Origin of the sequence: Natrialba hulunbeirensis JCM 10989, from assembly GCF_000337575.1 — an archaeon.
GTDB lineage: Archaea > Halobacteriota > Halobacteria > Halobacteriales > Natrialbaceae > Natrialba > Natrialba hulunbeirensis.
This window is the reverse complement of record NZ_AOIM01000019.1, coordinates 13220-31580: the sequence shown is the minus strand read 5'-3', so window position 1 is coordinate 31580 and position 18361 is coordinate 13220. Positions and strand designations below refer to the sequence as shown.

Here is an 18361-nt window from a genome sequence, read left to right as displayed (position 1 = left end):
GGGAAACGACCCACAGCTACTGCTCGACCTGCGATCCGACCCGTGCGCTTATTCTTCCGGCAGCCTAACGCGAGCGTAATGGATGGCGAAATCTCTCCCGACGACGTCAAGGAGCTACTCGAGTCGGACGCCGACGTTCGTATCGTCGACATTCGCGATCAGCACAGTTTTTCCCACAGCCGGATTCCCGGCAGCGAGAACGTTCCCTTCCAGGAACTCACGAGTCGTGTCGAGGAACTCGAGGACGCCTCGCGTATCGTCACCGTCTGTCCACACGGGAAGGCCAGCGTACAGGCAGCCCAACTGCTCAGTTCGTACGAAGGGACCGCGGACGCCCAGATTGAGAGTATGGAAGGCGGTCTCGAGAAGTACGGCATGAAGTTCGGACTCGTAGCCGGGAGTACTGAGGCGAGTGCCGACGGCGCTGGCGACACTGAGAGCAGCGCGGACGCCGGTGCGGAGTCGCCGTTCTAGGTACTGTCGCGGTGCTCGATGGGTTCTGTCACGAAACGCGAAGGGTGGGTCGAGCGACCCGTCCGATAGCGTTTGTTACCGCGAAAACATCGGCCGCGGTTACTCACCGTCCGGTTCGGCGACCGGCGAGTTGCCGGTCAGGTTCGGGTCGTGGGTTCGGAAGCCGTCTCAGATCATCGCGGGCATTAGGCGACGTTGAAACCGCGATCCCGAAGGAACTCTTCGATGCGTCCGGTGTGATTGCCCTGTAGCTCGATCTGACCGTCTTCGACGGTCCCGCCACAGGCAAACTTGGACTTGAGATCCGACGAGAGACTGTCCAGATCGACGTCCTTCGGATCGAATCCTTCGACGATCGTTACCTCCTTACCGTATCTGCGCTCGTCAATGCGGATGTTGAGTTGCTGTTGTCCCTTGGCCACGTCCTCGCAGACGCAGAGTTCCTCAGGCAGCCCGCACGTCGAGCAGACTTCCGACATTACGTTCCTTGCTACGAAATGGCCATATTAAACACTATCGGGACCTACATGCTGTCGTGTGGTTCTTTTTGAGTGACCAACCTCGTTCCACCTTTGTTTCTCTCCTATCTGGGTCGAAGAAGATTATTCGGCTGTTGTGCTCTCGTCGCTCCCATCGTTCTCGTCGTCACTTCCACGCTCGGTCGACGCCTTGTGCTGGCCCGCATCCGACATAGCCCCGCCGACCAGCGGCACCTGTTCGCGCACCAGTCCGTCGACCGCCTCGACTGCATTCGCCGCCTCCCGTCGACTCACACCGCCGCCGTAGACCGCTCGCTCGTAGGACTCGAGTACCGTCTCGATACGAGGGTCTGTGGGATCCGGATTTGGATTCGAATTGGGATTGGAATTCGGATCCGAACCTGAACCCGAATCCCGATCCGTGGCGCTCTCCAAACTGTCCCCAGTATCGTCCGTCGCTGCCGTTCGCAGCGCCGTGACGTACGAACGCGCTGACTCGCCTGGCCGTCGCGGCCGGTGAGTTCGACCTAACAGTCGCTCGAGCCGGCGATAGGCGCGTGCCGCGTCGTCGTCGGGGTCGTCAGTCGGTCGTTGCCAGACGAGGCCGACGAGGCGCTGGAGACGCGTACGGCCATCCGTTCGATGGATCCCGGCTGCCAGCCCGACGAGGACGACGGTCGTGAGCGCGAGCAGTTCGCGCGAGACGGTAACCGGCAGCGAGAGTCCGTCGCTGTCGTCGCCCTCACTCGTATCTTCTCCGTCCGAATCGGGAAGACTGGTACCGTCGGTCGTTTCGTTGCTCTCGTTTTCTGTATCCGAATCTGGATCCGTGTCGGGGTCCTGGTCGGGATCCGTCTCGTTTGTCTCGGAATCGTCGTGCTCTCCCTCGTCGGGTTCGGCTGGATCACGGTCGTTCTGTTCGTCCTCATCGTCATCATCCTCACGAACCGGGACGTCCTCGCTTTCCTCGATATCGACGTTCTCGACATCGTCTGCGCGGGCGTCCTCGAGTTGGTCGGCGTGGACGTCGTTGCGTTCGCCGCTTGGCGTCGGTTCGAAGGCAACCCAGCCGTAGTCGGGGAAGTAGACCTCGACCCAGGCATGGGCGTCGAGGCCACGGACGACGTGGGTACTGTCGTCGACCTGCTGGCCGCTGGTGTAGCCGGTGACGTACCGTGTCGGCACCTCCTCGGCGCGCAACATCTGGGTCATCGTCGTCGCGAAGTAGATACAGTAGCCCTCGTCCATCTCGAAGAGGAAGTCCTCGGCGACGTTGCCACTCGGTTGGTCGACATCGAGCGAGTACGACTTCGACGATCTGAGGTGGTTCTCGATCGCTGCGGCCTTCTCGTAGGGTGTCTCGGCGTCAGCCGTCACGTTCGCGGTGTACTCGGCAAACTCGTCGGACGTATCTTCGGGCTGTTGCAGATACCGTTCCTCGATCTGGTCAGGATAGTCCGTTCCCGCCCGTTTCAACTCGTCCTGTCCGGGGTCGACGACGGCGCTCTCGACGACGTAGCTGTCACCTTCGATGAGAGTCGTCGAGGGATGGACCTGCCCGTGTGCGGACAGTTCCGCGTACTGCGCTGCGCCGTCGGTAACCGCTAGCGGCTGTGGTGCGACTGGCATAACGCCGATCTCGGTTTCGGCGGTCACGAGTTGTTGCATCGTCTCGTGGTCGCCTGGCGGTTCGTTTATCGGCCCATCGAGTGGCTGTTCCTGGCCGGTTCGGACCCACTCGTCGCCTGTGAACCGGTCATAGACACCCGTTCGCCAGTAGGAGGGCTGTTCCGATTCAACTGTAAAGCGAACCTCTGGCGAGAGATCGACCTGCCCGGTGAACCCCGAGCGCTCGCCGGCCGAATCGATGGTGCCCTCGAGTGTCCCTGCATCTGTCGCCCCGATGCTCGCTGGTCCCGTCTCACTGCCCGGAACGAACGAGACGGACAGCGAGAGGACGATAATGAGCGCAAAGAGGGCGGCAAGCAGGTCGGCCTGGCTGATCGAGCCACCGCGGCGTTCGAGTTCACCGAAGCCGACGGCCCCCAATCCGGCGAGGGTGCCAAGTAGGGTGACTGTAAGGTCGGCGTCACCGGTGAGCACCAGAAAGCCGAGCGCGAAGCCGCCGGGGAGAACGCTCAGTGCGTAGCGGCCGCGGAGGGCGAGATACCAGGAGAGGAACACGGGCGCAGGGGCGAAGCCAAGCGTCCAGAGGCCGGCTTCGACGGTGCGGATAAGCGGGTGTCCGGTCGCGAGCGTCGCAATGTCGGCGGCCAGCGCGCCGGTCTGTGAAAGAACGATACCGACGCCGACGCCGCTGCTTTCGAGATAGTAGGCAAAGCCGAGACCGGCGACGGTGAGCGCCGCGAGCAGTGCGGTTCGTGGTCGAATCAGTCGTGCCAGTAGCGTCCCAGCGAGAAGCATGCCACCAACGAGTGCGAACAGCGATGGCGTCCCACCGACGGCCTGGGTCACCTCGTGGAGGACGCGGACGAACGAGGCGATCAGCAACAGTACACAGCCCAGCGAGAGGATCCGGAACACGTCGGGCCCGATCGTTCGGGAATCCGTTGCCGTGTCGTCGACACCGAGCGAGATCGTCCGTGCGTTTCGCCGGTCACTGGCGGTTCCGGTGGTGCTCTCACTGTTGGTCTCTGTGCTCATGGCAGCACCCCCGTCCCTTCTCCTGTGCCCGCCCCAGCGCTATCGTCGTGACCGCGAGGACTGTTGGTCGCCTGGTGATCCCGTCTCCGTTTTTGGTCGTGTTCGTGCCTATGCCCATGCCTGTATCCGTCCCCGTCCCCGTGCCCGCCTCCGTTCCCATGCCCACGCTCACGTCCACGCTCTCGTCCTGACGTTCGATTCACATCCGTCTCGCGTCGCAACTGATCGAACTCGAACTCGAGTGCACGCTCGCCGTGGGCTGCGTGCCCTTCTCCAATGGTGACGGTCGTGCCGGACGTTCCGGCCACAACGCAGACATCGGCGTCAGCGCGTTCTTGCTTCGTGAGTGTGGCTGTCCCTGCGCGCGGCTCGAGTGCGGCGAGGACGCCGAGCAGTTCGTAATAGTGTTCCTGCCCGGTGTCTGGCTGGCGTTCGGTGCCGTCGACGAGGAGGCCAACTCGAATGTTGGCCTCGTGAATCGCCGTCACGACGCTTGCGACTGCGCTCGCGAGGTCGTCCTCGCGGCCGGAGAGACACTCCGCGGCGACGGTGATCGAACCGAGTCCCTCGTCGGCGGCGTACTCCGTGACGACGAGGTCGTCTTCGGGCTGTTTGGCGGCGGCTTTCCAGTGGACGTCACGCAGTGAGTCACCGCGGCGATACTCCCGGAGATGATCGAACTCCTCACGGCTTCGGCGGGCCGTCGCATCCGTGATGGTTTGCAGCTGGTGTCCAAGTTCACCGTCGAGGCTGTAGACCGCTGGATAGACCGTCACCTGTCTCCGCTCGTCGTACTCGTAGCGGCGTGCGAACAGCCCGAAAATATCGCTGACGGTGATCGAGACGGGGCCGACCGTCCGTTCACCGCGGCCGGTGAGCTCGATCTCGTAGCGTACGTTCGTCTCGCCGTCGAGAATCGCGCGCGTCGAGAGTTCGTCCATCTCGTCGGTGGCCGCCGGTGTGAGTCCCGCCCCAACCGCATCGCGAACCGTTGCGGGGATATCACTCTCCGTCTCGATGACGAACGCTATTTCGCGTGTCTCGCCGACGAAGCCGTCATCAACGGGCTGTCGTCTGACAGTCGGCCGGTCGCGCCGGAACGTGATGAGGAAACTGGCAGCCAGGACGATGACCAGCGGTGCGACGATGGCGTTCAGTGCTCGCGGGCCGTACTGCCAACTCATCGCGAACGAGCCAGCAATCGCAGCGAGGACGACCAACCCACGGGCTGTTACTCTCATCGATGCAGTGTCGGCGTCGTGGCCGTTCCTGGTATTGAAACCACGCGCTCCGATATCGTGATTCTCATCCGTCGACTGGGACCTGCTCGAGTGCGTCCGCGACGATGGCCTGGCCGTCGCGTGTGCGGTCGTTCGTCTTCACTCGATGGCTCAGCACGACGGCGGCTTCGGCCTGCACGTCGTCCGGCGTCACGTAGTCGCGTCCGTTGATGACCGCACGGGCCTGGGCCGCCCGGAGTAACGCAATCGCCCCACGCGGACTCGCACCGATGTGTGCGTTTTCGCGCGTGTAGCCCGCTAACCGGGTCACGTACGCCCGAACTGGTTCTGCAACCTCCACGCGAGAGACAGTTTCCCGAGCGCGCACCAGCGTCTCGCGATCCGTAACGGACTCGAGTTCCTCGATCGGATGGGTGCCGACGGTTCGGCCGAGCAGTTCGGCTTCGTCCTCGGGGTCGGGGTAGCCGAGGTGCAGTTTCTTCATGAACCGGTCGAGTTCGGCGAACGGAAGGTCGTAGGTTCGGTTCGGCTCGATGGCGTTCTGGGTCGCGATCACGGTGAACGGCGAGGGTAGCGACCGCGTCTCGCCGTCGGCCGTGACCTGTTGCTCTTCCATCGCCTCGAGCAGTGCCGACTGTGTCTTTGGCGGCGCACGATTGATTTCGTCGCCGAGGACGATGTTGCCGAAGATGGGGCCGGGCTGGAACTCGAACTCGCGGGTTTGCTGGTTGAAGACGTTTACGCCGGTCACGTCCGTCGGCAGCAGATCCGGGGTGAACTGAATCCGGCGGAACGTACAGTCGACCGAGGTCGCAATCGACCGTGCAAGCATCGTCTTTCCGACGCCAGGGACGTCGTCGAGCAACACGTGTCCGCGGCCAAGGAGGGAGGTGATGACGTGTTCGATGACGGACTCGTGGCCGACGATTACGCGCGCGACGTTGGCTTCGATGTCGGTGCCGATCGACTCGACGCGTGCAAGCGGCAAGGGATCGATCGCTTCAGTCTGCTCGTCGGCGTCGATCGGCGTCGTCTCGAGTACCGTGTCGGTCGGTGGATCAGCGTCAGTCATCGGTCACAGTGATTGGGGGAGGGTGTCTCGTGGGCGGGGGAGAACGGATTCATCTCGTTTGTCCGAGTTGCGCGGGTCGTGAATATATGCTTTGTGTCGGTTCTGGTGACTATCGTTCGCGCGGACCGTTCCCTGCGTAATGTGATCTCATCCCGTACTACGACGGCTTCGATAAAGTATGCTTGGCCTGCCGCCGTCGTTTGATGGCTGTCTCTTATACACATCTCTGAGCGGNAGATGTGTATAAGAGACAGCAGAAAACGATACTGTTTGGATCGCCGATCTAGAGACGCTCGACGTTCGTCGCGCGCGGCCCTTTCTCGGCCTCTTCGATGTCGAACTCGACTTCCTGACCTTCTTCGAGGTCTGGCCCGCCAACGTCTTCCATATGGAAGAACACGTCGTCGTCCGCGTCCTCGGTCTCGATGAATCCGTAACCGCCGGTGTCGTTGAAGAATGCAACCGTACCTTTCGCCATTGCAGGTTTACAAAGCGGCGACGAAGATATAAATGTTCGGGGGACTGGTGTTCGATTCGTCCGAAATGGGCGGGTATAACCACTTCTTCGGATCGTTGTGACGTTTTCCCAGCAATCGTGTTTCGTTCGAGCAATCACCGGACCAACGCTCACCAGACCGTCTCAGTGGGTACTCACCAGGCTTTGCAGTCGGGGCAGACGAACTGATCGTCGTCACGCCAGAGGCGGCGACTCTCTGTGTCACACGCCGTACAGGCGTGTCCAGACTCGCTGTCGGGCGGTTGGACCGCGTAGGTGGCAAGCGAGGGGGTGAGTTCGGAGGGTACGTCGGTGGCGGGTTCCTCGTCTGCTGTGTCCGTTTCTGTCTGGGCGTCTGCTGTGGATGTGGGGGCGGATTCGGAATTGGATGCTGATCCGGTCTCACCCGTTGACTCCGACACAGCGTCGGACTCTGAATCCGCTCCAAACGAAGACAGGGTCGCGTCGTCAGTCACGCTCGTCCGTACGACCGTGTCTGGCTTAGGTCCGGCGGTGTTCATAACCCATAGCACACCACTCTCACGCATCACTACACTGCAACCCTGCACCACACCGCGACCGCCGCTGACACAAACCGAACCAGTCACCTCCTCGCACGCGACCGGCACGGCCAAGTACCACCGGTGACAACCCCCACGCATGGAAACCGTCGCAGTACTGAACGCCATCGTGGATAACATCATCGAGATGAACGAATACTTCAGCGGTGTCGCGACCGGTGAGGGGTTCGCACCGCTGCTTATGATCGCCGGCACACTTCTCGTCGTCTTCTCGCTCGGTGTCTTCGGTGCGCTCACCGCCGGCGCGTTCGGAAGCCTCTTCACGAGTAACTAGAGACCCACTGCAGCCGTTTTCTACCCACACACCTCAGATCCCCTTCGAGCTATCGCTGTCTCTTCTGCAACACACCTTCTGTCTGCAACCCACTCTGCCCACAGCCGAATTCGCCTGTAACCGAATCCGCCCGCAACCAGTTCGTCCACAACTCAACTTCCGTCCACAACCCAATCTGCTCACAATTCAACTTCCGCCGACAACTCACTGCTCGTCCGCCGCTACCGCCCGCTCCATCGCCTTGCTCGCCATCTCGACCGCACTCTCCAGATCCGGCCCCAACGGCGAGCCGACGACGATGCCGTCGACGGACTCGAGTACAGCCCCAAACTGTGCGGCTACCTGGTCGGTCGTGCCGGCGATACAGAACGCGTCGATCATCTCGGGAGTGACGTGCCCGAAGGCGTCGGTGAGGTCGCCCTGCGAGAGCGCGTCACTGACGGCTGTGGCTGCCTCGCGGTCGATATCGTGTCGGTCGAGCACCGGGTCGGCCGCGCCGCCGGCGATGAAGGCGACCGGCGGTCGTGCGGCCTCGCGGGCGGCGTCCTCGTCGTCCGCGACGCTCACGCTCGCGAACGCGAGCGCCTCGAACGGCCCGTGTTCGTCCGGGCGCTCCTCGAGTCCGTGCTCGAGCTGTCCCGCGGCCCACTCGAGGTCCTTCGGGTGGGCGGCGTTGATCAGCACGCCGTCGGCGTGCTTGGCGCTCATTCGGAGCATGTGTGGGCCCTGCGCACCGACGTAGACCGGGAGCTGACCGGATGGCGGCTCGAGGTTGAGCGACGCGTCGCTGGCCGCAAAGGTGCCGTCGTGACTCACAGTGTCGCCCGCCCAGAGGTCGCGCGCGACGCCGAACGTCTCGAGGACGCGACGGAGCGGTCGCTCGTGCTCGATGCCGAGATTCGAGAGTGAGGAACGGTCACCAGCACCGATGCCGAAGACGGCGCGGCCATCGCTCTCCTCGTCGATGGTCGCGGCCTGGCCGGCGAGTTTGACGGGATGGCTCTCGTAGGGGTTGACGACACCCGGTCCGAGTCGAATCTCGTCGGTCGCCTCGGCCATGCGCGAGAGCGTGACGAACGGGTCGCGGTTGAAGTAATGGCTGCTCGTGAACGCGATGTCGAAACCCTCGTCCTCGGCGAGTGCAGCCAGGTCGGCGATTCGATCCGTCGGATGTTCGGGAGTGAGTTCGATGCCGACGGTTGGCTCGCTGCCGGACTGTGGATCGTTGTTCATGCGCTGTCCCCCCACTCCCAGCCGCGAAGTGCCTGTCTGATGAGGTCGTCCTCGACCGAGCGGAACAGTTCCTCGCTGCCTGCGAGATCACCGAACTCCCAGCCGTTGACGACGGCGGCTGGCACTCCGTCGGCTCCTTCACCGGTGACGAGGTTCGCCGCCGATGCCAGTTCGTCGACCACGGACTGGACCGTCACGCCCAGTTCGCGGCCGTCGCGGTCCTGTTCTCCGCGCCAGTCACGACTTGCTGGCATCCCATCCCAACCGATTGCGACGCCGCGCTGACCGTGACGGAACGGCCGCCCGCAGGTGTCGGTGACGATCACGGCTACGTCCTCGTAGCCGCGCTCTGTGAGCCCCTCTCGGATCCGCGCCGCGCTCTCACTCGGTCGCTCGGGCAGCAAGAGCAGGTCGTGTCCCGGCACGTTCGACCGATCGATGCCCGCGTTCACGCAGATGTGGCCAAATCGCGTCTCGGTCAGCAGGAACGGGACTTCGATCAGCAGTTCCGTACTCTCCTCGAGTACCGCCTGGGCAAACCGGGGGTCCTTCTCCTCGCCGGCGAGGTCGCCGAGGCTGTCGGCGATCTCCTGGGCGCGGCCGCTGACGGGGTAGTCCGCGAGGTCGGCGGTCCGACCCTCGGCCTTCGAGACGACCGTGCTGGCGACGGTGACCACGTCGCCGTCGGCGAGGGTGTCGCCGGCCCGATCCGCGATGAGATCGGCGAGGTCGTCGCCGGGACGGATCTCGGGCAGGTCCGTCACTGGTGTGAGTTCCATACTGAAGCGTCGGCGAGCGGCGTCAAAAGGGCACCGTCACCGGAGAGAGTCGTCAGCTCTCCCCTCCAGAAACGCGTCGATACCGCGAAAGAGGATTCGAATGACGAACAGGAGCCCGTAGAACCAGAGACACAGTGCGACGACCGTTCCGAACACGCCGAACAGGTCTCTGGCAAGCAGTGCGCCGTAGCCGGTGAAGACGAGTACCACCAGTATACGTCCGAAGACCCACTGCGAAATCTCGTCGACCGACGCGGTCGGCGTTGGCTCGAACGCGTTCATGTGGATTGCGAATAAGTCGAATCACTAACCATTTCCGATCCTGACTGCATCCATATCTGCATCAGCATCTGCATCTCCGTCTACATCTACATCTGCATCTCTATCACTCGAGTTCCGCTGTACTCGAGTTACTCCGTATCTGCTACTCCTCGCCTGCTACCCTTGTCTGCCACTCTTCGTCTACTTCTCCTCTGGCTCACCGTGTCCGCCACCACCGGGCGTCCGCAGGGTGACGGTCGTCCCCGCGTCGACGTCGACCGTCGTCTTCGCGGGCACCGGTTCGCCGTCGAGCAGGTTCTCACCGGTCGAACCGTCGTCGCCGCCAGCGACGCCCGCTGGTGCGTGGCGGCGGCGCTCGGTCAGCAGCGAGATCGTCGCGTCCGCCTCGACCGTCACGGTGCGCTCGAGTCCCTCGCCGCCGCGGAACCGGCCGCGGCCGCCGCTGCCCTCGCGCAGCGCGTAGCGCTCGACCCGGAGCGGGTACTCCGTCTCGAGTGACTCGACGGGCGTGTTGAGCGTGTTGGTCATCCCGACCTGCACGCCGTCCATGCCGTCGCGGTCGGCGCGAGCGCCGAATCCGCCCGCGATGGTCTCGTAGTAGGTGAACGAGCCGTCCCGCGCGCCGATGGTCAGGTTGTTCATCGTACCCTGGCCCTGCGCCGGGACGCGGTCGGGTGCGGCCTCGGCGAACGCGGTGAAGACCACGTCGGTCACGCGCTGGCTGGTCTCGACGTTGCCGCCGACGACCGCGGCCGGCGGCTCGGGGTTGAGCAGCGTTCCGTCCGGTGCGTGCACGCTCACGGGCTCGTAACAGCCGTGGTTCGGCGGAATCTCGGGGTCAGTGAGACAGCGCACGACGAAGTAGACCGCGCTCGTTGCGACCGCGCGCGGAGCGTTGAGGTTGCCCGCGAGTTGCGCTGCGGTGCCCGAGAAGTCCACGTCGACCGATGCGCCGTCGATGGTCACGGCGGCGCTAATCTCGATATCGTCGTCCGTCACGCCGTCGCCCTCCAGATAGTCCGTCGCCTCGTAGGTACCGTCGGGCAACGCCGCGAGTTCGTCCTCGATCCGCTCGCGCGAGTAGTCGATGACGGCGTCGAACCCCGACAGCACCGTCTCGCGGCCGTGCTCGTCGAACAGGTCGACCAGTCGGTCCGCGGCTCGCTCGTTCGCCGCGCGCTGGGCTCGCAGGTCGGCCCGGCGCTCGCGGGCGTTGCGCACGTTCGCCAGCAGCAGCGAGCGCACCTCCTCGCGGACCTCACCGCCGGATACCAGCCGTGTCGGCGGTATTCGAAGCCCTTCCTGGTAAATTTCCTCCGCGCCCGCGGGCATGCTGCCGGGCGTCATCCCACCAACGTCGGCGTGGTGGGCGCGCGAGACCGCGTAGCCAACGATTTCGCCCTCGACGGCGAGCGTGGAGACCATCGTCACGTCCGGCAGGTGCGTCCCGCCCTCGAACGGATCGTTGAGCACGAAGACATCGCCTGGTTCTGGATCGAACTCGAGTACGGCGTCGACGGCGGCGGGCATCGCGCCGAGGTGGACGGGGATGTGTTCGGCCTGGGCGATCATTCGACCCTCGGCGTCGAAGAGGGCGGTCGAGCAGTCGCGCCGTTCCTTGATGTTGGGGGAGTAGGCGCTGCGGATCAGCGTTTGGCCCATCTCCTCGGCGATGCCGGCGAGCTGGTTGCGCAGGACTTCGAGGGTGACGGGGTCGATGGACTGTGCAATCGCTTCGTCAGTCGAGTCGTGATTACTCATTCCTCACGCACCTCCGTACGCGTCATCGCAAGCGTTCCATCCGGCAGGATTTCACCTGCCCACCCAGGTGGAACCACTGTCGTACTCTCTGCCTGTTCGAGCACCGCCGGGCCGTCGATCGTCGCGCCGGGTGCGAGTTGGTCACGCTCGTAGACTGTCGCCTCGCCCTGCTCCTCGTCCGCACCGGGGAAGTGGGCGGTTCGGGTGCCGACGACCGCATCACCACCGCCTTCGTGTCGAACGGTCGGCTCCGCGCCGGGAACGGTCGCCGTCGTCCGCAGATTCACGACCTCGACTCGCTCGTCCAGCGCGTAGCCGTAGGTTCGCTCGTGGGCCTCGTGGAAACGGTCGGCGACCGCGTCGGCGTCGAACGTCCCCTCCGCGCTTACGGGTACAGTTAACTCGAAGCTTTGCCCGGCGTACCGACAGTCCGCTGCTCGTTCGAGTTGGGCCGCGCCCGGATCGGAGACATCCGCCAGCACGTCGTCGACCAGGTCGTCGTACACCTCGCTGATCGTCGCCGGGGAGGCGGACTCGAGTGCAACACCCACGGTCCGTACGGCGTCGTGACTCTCGTCGGCGGCGAGGAGGCCGAACGCCGAGAGGACGCCGCCGGGGCGGGGCACGAGCACGCGCTCGACTGAGAGCGCGTCGGCCAGCGCCGCGGCGTGCATCGGCCCTGCGCCGCCGAAGGCGACGAGCGCGAACTCGCGGGGATCGTGGCCGCGCTCGACCGTAACGCTGCGGATCGTTCGGGTCATCGTCGCGTTCGCCACGCGGTAGACGCCGCGGGCGGCCTCGAGTGCGCCGTCCAGCCTGGCTTCCTCGGCGAGCCGGTCCAGGGCATCGTGGGCGGCTTCGACATCGAGGGTCATCTCGCCGCCGAGCGCGGTTTCGGGGCCGATGTAGCCGAGGACGACGTTGGCGTCGGTCACGGTCGGTCGCGTGCCGCCGCGGCCGTAGCAGGCGGGACCGGGCTGTGCGCCCGCCGATTCCGGGCCGACGCGGAGCGCGCCGCCGGCGTCGACCCAGGCGATCGAGCCGCCGCCGGCCCCGACGGTGTTCACGTCGACCATCGGTGTCCGGATCGGCAGACCGTCGATTTCGGCGTCGGTCGTCCGCTCGGCGCGGCCGTCTCGGACGAGGCTCACGTCGCTCGAGGTGCCACCCATGTCAAAGGTGACGAGGCCCTGGGGTGTCTCGTTGGCTGCGTCTGCAGGGTCGTTGCTGTCGCCATTGTCGCCGTTATCGGTACTGTCGTCGTTATCGGTATTGTCGCCGGTATCGCCGTTATCGCCGCTACCACTGGAGCCGCCAACGGTCGCCCCGGCGCCGACGACGCCCGCAGCAGGACCGGAGAGCGTCGTTGTAACGGCGTGTTCCCGGACCGTTTCCGGGGCTGCGGTGCCGCCGTTGGCCTGCATAATCTGCGGTTCGGGAATCCCCGCGTCGTCGGCCTGCTCGACGAGTCGGCCGATGTAGCGGTCGATCGCGGGGCGGACGTAGGCGTCGACCGTGGTCGTCGACGTGCGCTCGAACTCGCGGAACTCGGCCAGCACCTCGTGGGAGGCCGACACCGGAACCGAGAGCTCCTCGCGAAGAATGTCGGCGACCTGGCGCTCGTTCGACGGGTCGGCGTAGGCGTGCAGGAGCGAGACCGCGACGGCCTCGACATCCGCCTCGCGAAGGTTCGCTGCGAGATCGCGAACTTCGTCGGGGTCGACGGGCTTCTCGACGCCCTCGGCCGTCGTCCGCTCGTCGACCTCGAACCGGCGTTCACGGGGGACGAGCGGCGCCGGTTTCTCGGCGTCGAGATCGTAGAGCGAGGGTCGATCCTGGCGACCGATCTCGAGTACGTCGCGAAAGCCGGCGGTGGTGACGAGCGCGGTCTCCGCGCCGTCGCGCTCGAGGAGGGCGTTGACCGAGACGGTCATCGCGTGGCTGAAATCGTCTATTTCGGCAGGATCGATGCTCGCGTCGGCGCAAGCTTTCTCGATGCCTTCGAGAACGCCGACGTGCTGGGGGTCCGTGCTCGGCACCTTCGCGGTGACGAGGTCGTCGTCGACGGAGAGGGCGACGTCGGTAAAGGTGCCGCCGACGTCGACGCCGATGCGGGTACGGGTGCGGGGTCGGGATCGAGGTTGGGATCGTGTGCGGGTGGTCGAGTCGTGTGCCGCCGTCCCACGCCGTGTCATGGTCGCTGGTCGGACTCGAGACAGGTATAGTTCACGCACGGTGGCTCGCCGCTCCCGAAAGCGATTCCGTCGCGGCCCCCATGGGGGCACGTATGAGCGATTCAACGGACGGCGATGGGACCGAATCGGAGTCGACCCACGTCGATGTCGTTACTGCCTTCCTTCGCCACCGCGGCGAGATCCTTCTCCTGCGTCGCAGCGGCGCCGTCGGCACCTACACCGGACAGTGGGGCGGCGTCTCCGGATTCGTCGAAGGCGACCCCGACACACAGGTTCGCACCGAAATCCGTGAAGAAACCGGCCTCTCGGACGCCGAGATCGACCTCGTCCGAGCGGGCCGCCCCGTCTCCGTCACCGATCCCGATCTCGACCGCGAGTGGACCGTCCATCCCTACCTGTTCGACGCCGACAGCCGCGATGTCGACCTGAGCGAGGAGCACGACGCACTCGAGTGGACACCACCAACGACCATCTGCACTGACCCGGACCGCCAGACAGTGCCAGCGCTGTGGACGGCTTACGAGCGTGTCGCGCCAACGGTACGCTCGATTACGGCGGACGACGAGCACGGGGCGGCGGCGCTCTCGATCCGCGCCCTCGAAGTGCTTCGAGACCGGGCGGGGTTGGTGGTCGCCGAGCGGGCGAATTCCGACGACGATGGCGGGGACGATGCGGACCGGCACGGTGTCGCTGGCGCTGACACCGACACCGACACCGACATCGACATCGGCGTCGACGTCAACGCCGACGAAGAGTGGGCCGAACTCACCGCGCTCGCCGAGCGACTCCTCGAGGCACGGCCGTCGATGGCGGTACTCCGGAATCGGGTGAACCGAGCGATGGCGACGGCGACCGAGGACCTCGACACGGAAGCAGTCCCGGACGCACGGGCCGTACTCGAGTCCACCCTCGCGGGAATCGAGCGCGCGACTGCTGCGGACGACGACGCTGGAGCAACTGCGGCCGACGTGATCGACGGCGCTGTGCTCACGCTCTCGCGCTCTGGAACCGTCGTCGACGCGCTTCGCGCTGGCGCGCCGTCGCGGGTGTTCGTCGCCGAATCCCGGCCCGCGCTGGAGGGGGTCGACGTCGCCGAGGAACTGGCCGCTGGGACGGTCGACTGCCCCGTGACGCTCCACACCGACGCCGCAGCAGCGCACGTGCTCGCGACCGAATCGATTGACCGGGTCCTCGTCGGCGCGGACACGATCCGCCACGACGGCGCCGTGGTGAACAAGACCGGAACGCGAGCGCTCGCCGTCGCCGCTGCCCACGAGGACGTTCCCGTCACCGTCGTCGCCGCCACGGACAAAGTTTCGACCCGTGAGGAGGTTGCACTCGAGTCCGCCGCGCGCGACGCGGTCTACAACGGCGACGCCGCGGTCGATGTGCTGAACCCGACGTTCGACGTGACACCCGCCGACTGCGTGACGGAGTTTGCGACGGAACAGGGCATGCTCGCGCCCGCCGAGATCGAGGGGATCGCCGAGGACCTGCGCGCACTCGAGTCCTGGCGCGACCGCTGAAGCGACAGAGGCAAACCCGTTCGTCGAGTAGGGACCGCCGGCGGCCGTGACGAGCAGTTACCCCCTCCGAGCCCCTTGTGACGAGGACTTTTCCCGAGCCGCCGTTTCCGTACGCCGACAGCGGTGGGTATCGCGACAGCACTGACACAGGTTGGCAAAGCTTGAACGTGGGGTCGTCCGTACCGGGGGGTATGCCATCTAGTTCAGACGAGGCGTCCGACTCGAACTCGAACGCCGATCCCGATACCGACCGCGAAATCACGTTCCTCGGCATCCACGACTCCGTCGGCAACGTCTTCCCACCGACCGAACTCGCCGACGAACTCGCCGACCTCCCCGTTCACGTGGAAGTCGTCGACACCGACGGCATCAGCAAGTGCGACGCCATCGTCACGCGGGACCATTACGATTCGTTCCTCGAACTCGAGTGGGTTCACTCCATCCAGGCCGGCGTTGACCGCTTCCCCTTCGACGAGTTCGAAGCGAACGACGTGATCCTCACCAACAGCACGGGAATTCACGACCGCACGGTCGGCGAAACCGTCGCGGGCTACCTCCTCGCGTTCTCCCGGCGGCTCCACACCGCAATCGCCGCCCAGCAGGACCGCCGCTGGGATCGCCCCGCGTGGGACGAGGCGTTCACCCTGCCCGGCAAGACCGCCTGCGTTCTCGGCACCGGCACGCTCGGCAGCGGCGTCGCCGACACCCTCGGCTCGCTCGGCGTCCACGTCACCGGCGTCCGCCGCTCCGGCGACCCGGTCCCCGGCTTCGAGGAGGTGTTCGCGACCGAAGACCGCCACACGGCTGTCGCCGACGCCGACTTCGTGATCATCACGCTCCCGCTCACCGACGACACGAACCACCTCGCCGACGCCGAGTTCTTCGACGCTATGCGCGACGACGCCTACTTCGTCAACGTCGGCCGCGGCTCCATCGTGGACGAACCCGCGCTGGTCGATGCACTCGAGTCCAACTCGATCGAAGGCGCGGGTCTCGACGTGTTCGAGACGGAGCCGCTGCCAGAGGAGTCTCCGCTGTGGGAGATGGACGAGGTGATCATCACGCCCCACTGTGCCGCGTTTACGGTGGATTACTTCCGTGATGTTGGCGGACTAGTTCGGGAGAACGTCGACCGACTCGCGGCGGAGGAGCCGTTCGTCAACCGCGTTGTGTAGTGTTCGCTTGGCAGTCTTTTTGGCGTAGATTTTTGCAAGCGGTTCGACTGACCAGAGTGAGAGAGGGCCCGCAACAAGACAGCACTTAGAAGAATTTGAACAGATCGTCCCGGTTCTGTTCGTGCAGGTGCTCCCGAACCGACTCGTTCAGCGAACTGATCTGGCCGTTCTTCGCGGTGATCGGTGCGATGGTCTCCTGCCACTGCTTCCACGGCGGGAGGATGCCGAGGCGGTCACAGAGTTCGTTCAATCGCTCGTCGCGGTCGTCGACTTTGTCCATCTTGTTGACGGCGACGACGGTGGGAATCTCGAGTTCCCGCAGGAAGTGGAACATCTCCACATCGTAGGGAATCTCGTCGGGGCCGGAGTGGCGGTCGATGATGTCGATGACGCTCTTGCCGTCGACGACCAGAACTGCGACGAGCACGTTGTCGGCGTACTCCTCGATGTACTGGACGATGTTCGTCTTGATTTGCTCGCGTTGGTCCTCGTGGACGCCGCTCATGAAGCCGAAGCCGGGGAGGTCAGTGATGACGAAGTCTTCGGGTGCCCAGTCGTAGTGGTTCGGACTGCGGGTGACGCCGGGGTTGCCACCCGTATCGAAGCTGTGGCCGGTGAGTTCGCGCATGAGCGTCGACTTGCCCACGTTCGAACGGCCGACGAGGATGACCTCGGCCTCGCGATTGGGACGGGTATCGAACATACCGCCGCTACGGCGCTCTCGGGTTTATAAGCACCGTGACCGGTTGGCTACTGCAGTCCCGACGCCAGATACCATCAGACGGCGAGACGATGCCCCCAAGTTATAATCCCCCAGGTACTCAGTGGCTCACGTGCGCCTCGTACAGCTGACGGTTCCAACCGGGAGACGAGAGACGATTCTCGAGACGCTCGACGAGCGAGAAATCGATTACGTCGTCACGGACGAGGCCAGCAACCGAGAGTACACCGCCGTCATCTACTTTCCGCTGCCATCTCCTGCGGTCGAACCTGTACTGGACGAACTGCAGGAGGCCGGGATCGACGAGGACGCCTACACTGTCGTCGTCGACGCCGAAACGGTAGTCTCACGTCGATTTCAGGCACTTCGAGACGAGTACGAGAAAGGTGACGTCGAGTCGGACCGCATCTCGCGTCAGGAGTTGCAGGCCGAAGCGGAGTCGCTGACACCGACGTTCGGCGTCTACGCGACGATGACGATTGTGAGCGCCGTCGTCGCAACCGCTGGCTTGCTGCTCGACTCGCCGGCCGTCGTCGTCGGTTCGATGGTCATCGCACCGCTAATCGGGCCGGCACTCGGCGCGAGTGTCGGCTCCGTGATCGACGACGAGGAGCTGTTCATCGAGAGTATTCTCTACCAGCTCATCGGCATCATCCTCGCGATCGCGGCTGCGGCCGTCTTCGCCTGGCTGGTCCGAACGACGAACATCGTTCCACCGGGCCTCGATATCGGATCCATCGACGAAATTTCCGAACGACTCACACCGGACTTACTCTCGCTCGCAGTCGCACTCGGAGCGGGTGTCGCCGGCATCGTGAGCATCGCGACTGGGATCTCCGTCGCGCTCGTCGGGGTGATGATCGCGGCTGCCCTCATTCCGCCCGCTGCGGCCGCTGGCGTCGCCATCGCCTGGGGAGAGCCGTCGGCCGCGATCGGCTCGACTGCACTCGTGCTCGTCAACGTGCTCTCGGTGAACCTCGCCGGACTGTTGACGCTCTGGTACGCTGGCTATCGTCCCGAAAACCTGTTCTCGCGGGACGAAACAGAAAAACGCGTCCGCGAGCGAGTCATCGGACTCGCCGCAATCGTGTTCATCTTCGCCGTCTTCCTCGGCGGAATCACCTACGCATCCTATGGGCTTGCGACGTTCGAGGAGAGTGCACAGAACGAGGCCGAAATCGTCCTCGACGACGCCGAGTTCGCGGAGTACCAACTCATCGAAACAGAGGTGATCGTCGACGAGGACTACCCGTTCGTCGGGCCTGAACGTGTCATCGTGACGATCGGCGGCCCGCCGGGTGCAGAAGAGCCCGGCATTGCCGATACGTTAGCGGAGCGGATCAACCAACAGACGAACGAGGACGTGATCGTCGAGATTAGGTATATCGGCCAGGTCGAGCGCTGAGGA

At 64.7% G+C, this 18361-nt stretch carries 17 protein-coding genes; 5 read left to right on the top strand and 12 right to left on the bottom strand.

Translation table 11 applies throughout. The features are described 5' to 3' along the window. Window positions 1-78: 78 nt before the first annotated feature. Window positions 79-474 carry a rhodanese-like domain-containing protein gene (locus tag C483_RS07600; RefSeq protein WP_006652773.1) on the top strand — a complete coding sequence of 132 codons (396 nt, stop codon included), beginning with the start codon at window positions 79-81 and terminating at the stop codon, window positions 472-474. A gap of 185 nt (window positions 475-659) precedes the next feature. Here C483_RS07600 and yciH read toward each other — a convergent pair whose 3' ends face one another. The 6 genes from yciH to C483_RS20205 all read right to left on the bottom strand — a co-directional run bounded on the left by yciH (window position 660) and on the right by C483_RS20205 (window position 6902). Next, the gene (yciH, locus tag C483_RS07595; RefSeq protein ID WP_004217450.1) at window positions 660-953 is read right to left on the bottom strand and encodes a stress response translation initiation inhibitor YciH; all 294 of its coding nucleotides are present in this window, start codon (window positions 951-953) and stop codon (window positions 660-662) included. Between the two features lie 123 nt (window positions 954-1076). Further along, entirely contained in the window at window positions 1077-3617 is a 2541-nt protein-coding gene (locus C483_RS07590) for a DUF3488 and transglutaminase-like domain-containing protein (RefSeq protein ID WP_006652772.1), read from the bottom strand. Then, window positions 3614-4858: a DUF58 domain-containing protein gene (locus C483_RS07585; protein ID WP_049912492.1), complete on the bottom strand. Its 1245-nt coding sequence runs from the start codon at window positions 4856-4858 to the stop codon at window positions 3614-3616. The genes C483_RS07590 and C483_RS07585 overlap by 4 nt, the downstream gene beginning before the upstream one ends. Window positions 4859-4922: 64 nt before the next feature. Then, window positions 4923-5930, bottom strand: a complete 1008-nt coding sequence (locus C483_RS07580) for an AAA family ATPase (RefSeq protein ID WP_006652770.1) — start codon at window positions 5928-5930, stop codon at window positions 4923-4925. A gap of 283 nt (window positions 5931-6213) precedes the next feature. After that, on the bottom strand, window positions 6214-6408 hold the full coding sequence (locus tag C483_RS07575; protein ID WP_006652769.1) for a cold-shock protein: 195 nt from the start codon (window positions 6406-6408) through the stop codon (window positions 6214-6216). A 173-nt stretch (window positions 6409-6581) separates the two neighbouring features. Beyond that, window positions 6582-6902, bottom strand: coding sequence for a DUF7573 domain-containing protein (locus C483_RS20205; RefSeq protein WP_160166250.1), 321 nt, complete (start codon window positions 6900-6902; stop codon window positions 6582-6584). Between the two features lie 184 nt (window positions 6903-7086). On the opposite strand from C483_RS20205, the gene C483_RS07565 reads away from it, so the two are divergent. Next, entirely contained in the window at window positions 7087-7281 is a 195-nt protein-coding gene (locus C483_RS07565; RefSeq protein ID WP_006652767.1) for a hypothetical protein, read from the top strand. Between the two features lie 204 nt (window positions 7282-7485). Here the strand turns inward: C483_RS07565 and C483_RS07560 are convergent, their stop codons facing one another. The 5 genes from C483_RS07560 to C483_RS07540 all read right to left on the bottom strand — a co-directional run bounded on the left by C483_RS07560 (window position 7486) and on the right by C483_RS07540 (window position 13531). Beyond that, window positions 7486-8514, bottom strand: a complete 1029-nt coding sequence (locus tag C483_RS07560; protein ID WP_006652766.1) for a 5,10-methylenetetrahydromethanopterin reductase — start codon at window positions 8512-8514, stop codon at window positions 7486-7488. Then, entirely contained in the window at window positions 8511-9293 is a 783-nt protein-coding gene (locus C483_RS07555) for a coenzyme F420-0:L-glutamate ligase (RefSeq protein WP_006652765.1), read from the bottom strand. Before C483_RS07555 ends, C483_RS07560 begins: the two co-directional genes overlap by 4 nt. Window positions 9294-9329: 36 nt before the next feature. Next, window positions 9330-9575, bottom strand: a complete 246-nt coding sequence (locus C483_RS07550; RefSeq protein WP_006652764.1) for a hypothetical protein — start codon at window positions 9573-9575, stop codon at window positions 9330-9332. Window positions 9576-9755: 180 nt separating this feature from the next. Further along, window positions 9756-11336 (bottom strand): hydantoinase B/oxoprolinase family protein, encoded by a 1581-nt coding sequence (locus C483_RS07545; protein ID WP_006652763.1) that lies wholly within the window; start codon window positions 11334-11336, stop codon window positions 9756-9758. Next, the gene (locus C483_RS07540; RefSeq protein WP_006652762.1) at window positions 11333-13531 is read right to left on the bottom strand and encodes a hydantoinase/oxoprolinase family protein; all 2199 of its coding nucleotides are present in this window, start codon (window positions 13529-13531) and stop codon (window positions 11333-11335) included. Before C483_RS07540 ends, C483_RS07545 begins: the two co-directional genes overlap by 4 nt. A gap of 92 nt (window positions 13532-13623) precedes the next feature. Between C483_RS07540 and C483_RS07535 the strand changes: the two genes are divergently transcribed. Continuing rightward, window positions 13624-15057, top strand: a complete 1434-nt coding sequence (locus tag C483_RS07535) for an NUDIX domain-containing protein (protein WP_006652761.1) — start codon at window positions 13624-13626, stop codon at window positions 15055-15057. Window positions 15058-15248: 191 nt separating this feature from the next. Next, entirely contained in the window at window positions 15249-16232 is a 984-nt protein-coding gene (ddh, locus tag C483_RS07530; protein ID WP_006652760.1) for a D-2-hydroxyacid dehydrogenase, read from the top strand. An 85-nt stretch (window positions 16233-16317) separates the two neighbouring features. On the opposite strand, the gene engB is transcribed toward ddh, so the two are convergent. Next, window positions 16318-16935 carry a GTP-binding protein EngB gene (gene engB / locus C483_RS07525; RefSeq protein ID WP_006652759.1) on the bottom strand — a complete coding sequence of 206 codons (618 nt, stop codon included), beginning with the start codon at window positions 16933-16935 and terminating at the stop codon, window positions 16318-16320. 130 nt (window positions 16936-17065) lie between these two features. Between engB and C483_RS07520 the strand changes: the two genes are divergently transcribed. After that, complete coding sequence (locus C483_RS07520) at window positions 17066-18358, top strand: TIGR00341 family protein (RefSeq protein ID WP_006652758.1); 1293 nt, start codon at window positions 17066-17068, stop codon at window positions 18356-18358. Window positions 18359-18361 lie beyond the last annotated feature (3 nt).

Bases quoted from the DNA above. Each gene is read 5' to 3' on its own strand.
- C483_RS07560 (WP_006652766.1), bottom strand. From the start codon at position 8,514: ATGAACAACGATCCACAGTCCGGCAGCGAGCCAACCGTCGGCATCGAA.
- C483_RS07535 (WP_006652761.1), top strand. From the start codon at position 13,624: ATGAGCGATTCAACGGACGGCGATGGGACCGAATCGGAGTCGACCCAC.
- C483_RS07580 (WP_006652770.1), bottom strand. From the start codon at position 5,930: ATGACTGACGCTGATCCACCGACCGACACGGTACTCGAGACGACGCCG.
- C483_RS07540 (WP_006652762.1), bottom strand. From the start codon at position 13,531: ATGACACGGCGTGGGACGGCGGCACACGACTCGACCACCCGCACACGA.
- C483_RS07545 (WP_006652763.1), bottom strand. From the start codon at position 11,336: ATGAGTAATCACGACTCGACTGACGAAGCGATTGCACAGTCCATCGAC.
- yciH (WP_004217450.1), bottom strand. From the start codon at position 953: ATGTCGGAAGTCTGCTCGACGTGCGGGCTGCCTGAGGAACTCTGCGTC.
- C483_RS07600 (WP_006652773.1), top strand. From the start codon at position 79: ATGGATGGCGAAATCTCTCCCGACGACGTCAAGGAGCTACTCGAGTCG.
- C483_RS07565 (WP_006652767.1), top strand. From the start codon at position 7,087: ATGGAAACCGTCGCAGTACTGAACGCCATCGTGGATAACATCATCGAG.
- C483_RS07555 (WP_006652765.1), bottom strand. From the start codon at position 9,293: ATGGAACTCACACCAGTGACGGACCTGCCCGAGATCCGTCCCGGCGAC.
- C483_RS07585 (WP_049912492.1), bottom strand. From the start codon at position 4,858: ATGAGAGTAACAGCCCGTGGGTTGGTCGTCCTCGCTGCGATTGCTGGC.
- ddh (WP_006652760.1), top strand. From the start codon at position 15,249: ATGCCATCTAGTTCAGACGAGGCGTCCGACTCGAACTCGAACGCCGAT.
- engB (WP_006652759.1), bottom strand. From the start codon at position 16,935: ATGTTCGATACCCGTCCCAATCGCGAGGCCGAGGTCATCCTCGTCGGC.
- C483_RS07590 (WP_006652772.1), bottom strand. From the start codon at position 3,617: ATGAGCACAGAGACCAACAGTGAGAGCACCACCGGAACCGCCAGTGAC.
- C483_RS07550 (WP_006652764.1), bottom strand. From the start codon at position 9,575: ATGAACGCGTTCGAGCCAACGCCGACCGCGTCGGTCGACGAGATTTCG.
- C483_RS07575 (WP_006652769.1), bottom strand. From the start codon at position 6,408: ATGGCGAAAGGTACGGTTGCATTCTTCAACGACACCGGCGGTTACGGA.